This is a genomic window from Streptomyces sp. NPDC088554, from assembly GCF_044752945.1.
In the GTDB taxonomy this organism is placed as follows: Bacteria; Actinomycetota; Actinomycetes; order Streptomycetales; family Streptomycetaceae; genus Streptomyces.
Window position 1 is genome coordinate 1 of record NZ_JBIVMF010000079.1, and the last position, 3,025, is coordinate 3,025.

The 3,025-nt window shown below is 67.6% G+C and carries 2 protein-coding genes; both read right to left on the reverse strand.

Features of this window, described 5'->3' with window-relative positions; translation table 11 throughout:
* On the reverse strand, positions 1-1,795 hold a 1,795-nt coding region (locus ACIP8W_RS31785), incomplete at its 3' end, for a type I polyketide synthase (protein WP_401958796.1).
* A gap of 57 nt (positions 1,796-1,852) precedes the next feature.
* Positions 1,853-3,022 (reverse strand): KR domain-containing protein, encoded by a 1,170-nt coding sequence (locus ACIP8W_RS31790; protein WP_402205881.1) that lies wholly within the window; start codon positions 3,020-3,022, stop codon positions 1,853-1,855.
* Positions 3,023-3,025: the final 3 nt, after the last annotated feature.

Here is a 3,025-nt window from a genome sequence, read left to right on the forward strand (position 1 = left end):
CGAGCCACTGCGAACCCTGACCCGGGAAGACGAAGACAACACCCGCCCCCGTACCCGCCACCGAGCCGGTCACCACAGCCGGACTCTGCTCACCCGAGGCGAGCGCGTCCAGGGCTGTCAGGCGTTCCCGCTCGTCGCGGCCCACAACGACAGCGCGCTGTTCCAGGGCAGCCCGAGTCTCGGTCAGGGACCGGCCCACCTGGAGCGGATCGAGCCCAGGGTGTACGGCAAGGTGTGTCCGGAGCCGTTCGGCCTGGCCACGCAGGGCGGCCGTGCCCCGGGCGGAGACCACCCACGGGACCACACCGTCCAGGCCCACGGGCTGCGGTGCGTCGTCTGCGGCGGATCCCGGTTCCCCGGTGACGGCCTCCGGTTCCCTGGCGGCAGGTTTCGCGAGTTCCGGTCCCCCAGCGACGCGTTCCAACTCCTCCCCAGCCGGGGCCTGTTCCAGAATGACGTGCGCGTTGGTACCGCTCATGCCGAACGCGGAGACCGCCGCCCGGCGCGCCTGCCCGGTCTCGGGCCAGGCATGCTCCTCGGCCAGCAGCTCCACCGCGCCCGTCGTCCAGTCCACCTCCGGAGTGGGTTCGGCGGCGTGCAAGGTCTTCGGCAGAACGCCATGGCCCAGGGCCAGCACCATCTTGATGACACCGGAGACCCCTGCGGCGGCCTGGGTGTGGCCAATGTTCGACTTCAATGAACCGAGCCGGAGCGGCCGGTCCTCTGGGCGCTCCTGGCCGTACGTGGCGAGCAGGGCCTGCGCCTCGATCGGGTCGCCCAGCCTCGTACCCGTACCATGTGCCTCCACCACATCCACGTCTCCGGCGGAGAGGCGTGCGTTGGCCAGGGCCTGGCGAATGACGCGTTGCTGGGAGGGGCCGTTGGGGGCGGTGAGCCCGTTGGAGGCGCCATCCTGGTTGATCGCGGAGCCCCGGACGACCGCGAGGACACGGTGGCCGTTGCGTTCGGCGTCCGAGAGCCTCTCGACCAACAACAGGCCCACGCCCTCCGACCAGCCCGCACCGTCCGCGTCGGCGGAGAACGACTTGCAGCGGCCATCGGAGGCGGAGCCGCCCTGCCGGGCGAACTCGACGAAGACCGTGGGAGTGGACATGACAGTCACACCACCCGCCAGGGCGAGGTCACACTCCCCCGACCGCAGCGCCTGGACCGCAAGGTGAAGAGAGACCAGGGAGGAGGAGCACGCGGTGTCGACCGAGACGGCCGGCCCCTCGAAGCCCAGGGCGTAGGAGAGACGGCCGGAAAGCACACTGCTGGAGGTGCCGAGCAGCAGGTGCCCCTTGACCTCTTCGAGGTTCGGGGGAACGTTCTGCTCGTAGTAAGAGGTGGTGCCGCCGACGAAAACACCGGTCTGGCTGCCGCGCAGCGCCATCGGGTCGATGCCCGCGCGTTCGAAGGTCTCCCATGCGGTTTCCAGCAACAGCCGCTGCTGCGGGTCCATCGCCAGCGCCTCACGCGGCGAGATACCGAAGAAATCCGCATCAAAAGCGGTGACATCGTCCATGAATCCACCCCGGCGGATGAATTCGACATCTTCCTGGGAGATATCCCAGCCTCGATCGTCGGGGAATTCCCCAATGGCATCCCGACCGCTCTTGACTAGTTCCCAGAGATTTTCCGGTGAGGTGACACCGCCGGGAAGCCTACAAGCCATCGCCACAATGGCGATAGGTTCATGCTGCTTCGCCTCGATGTCCCGCAGCCGCCGGCGTGTCTGCCGCAGATCGGTCGTCAGCCGCTTGATGGATTCAACTACTCTGTCGTCGCTCACCATGATGTGCACACCTTCGGGGAAATGCGGAAAGTCGGGGAGGATTTCTTTTACAGAGAGCTATCCATCAAGCTCTTCATCAACCAGGTCGAGGAGTGCCTCCAGGCTGTCCGCCTGGATATCGTCCGTTTCCTCGTGCCGGGAATCCGATGTTCCCGGGGAAAGAGAGTCCAATTTCGCCAGGAGCGCCTGGAGACGGACTCTGGCGCCGCGCCGTACCTCCTCGTCGGTGGCGGCCATGGCGCCGAGTTCGACCTCCATCCGCGCGAGCCTGCCGAGCAACGCCTCGCCCGGGGACTCCGCGTCGGGGCAGAGTTCGGTACGGAGGCGGGCGGCCAACATAGCGGCGCTGGGGTAGTCGAAGACGAGAGTGCCGGGGAATCTACGGCCGGTCGCCTCGCTGAGCCGGTTGCGGAGTTCCACTGCGGTCAGTGAGTCGAAGCCGAGTTCCTTGAAGGCCCGGTCCTCGGTCACCACCTCGGTGTCCCGGTGGCCGAGCACAGCCGCGGCCTGGGTACGGACCAGTGTCAGCAAAGTCTGTTCCTGTTCCTTCTCAGACATGGCCGCGAGTTCGGCGACGAGGCCCCGCTGTTCGGCGACGCCCTGAACGTCCTGGGCGTGGCGGCGCGCGACAACAGGTGCGGAAACCAGCCCACGCAATGCTTCGGGGATGGGGATACGGTTGGCGCCCCGCAACCGGTCCAGTTCGAGCTGGACCGGAACGAGGTGAGGGGCAGCCGAGTCCAGGGCCAGATCGAAAAGGGCCATGCCGTGCTCGGCGGTGAGCGCCCCGATGCCGATGGTGTTCATACGGCGCATGTCGGTGTCGCCGAGGTGGGAGGTCATCGCGCTGGCCGTCTCCCAGAAGCCCCAGGAAAGGGAGAGGCCGGGCAGACCCTGGGTACGGCGGTGCTGGGCGAGGGCGTCCAGGAAGGTGTTCCCGGCCGCGTATCCCGCCTGGCCCGACGAGCCTACGATCCCGGAGAGCGAGGAGAAGAGCACGAACGCCGCCAGGTCCAACCCCGCGGTCAGCTCGTGTAGTTGAACCGCCGCGTCCACCTTGGGAGCGAGCAGCCGGTCCAACCCGGCCGGATCGATACTGGTCACAACGCCGTCGTCGATCACGCCGGCTGCGTGGAACACACCGGTCAGCGGATGCTCCGACGGAACACCATCGAGAAGCGCGGCCACCGCCGCACGATCCGCGACATCACAAGCAGCAACCCGCACCCG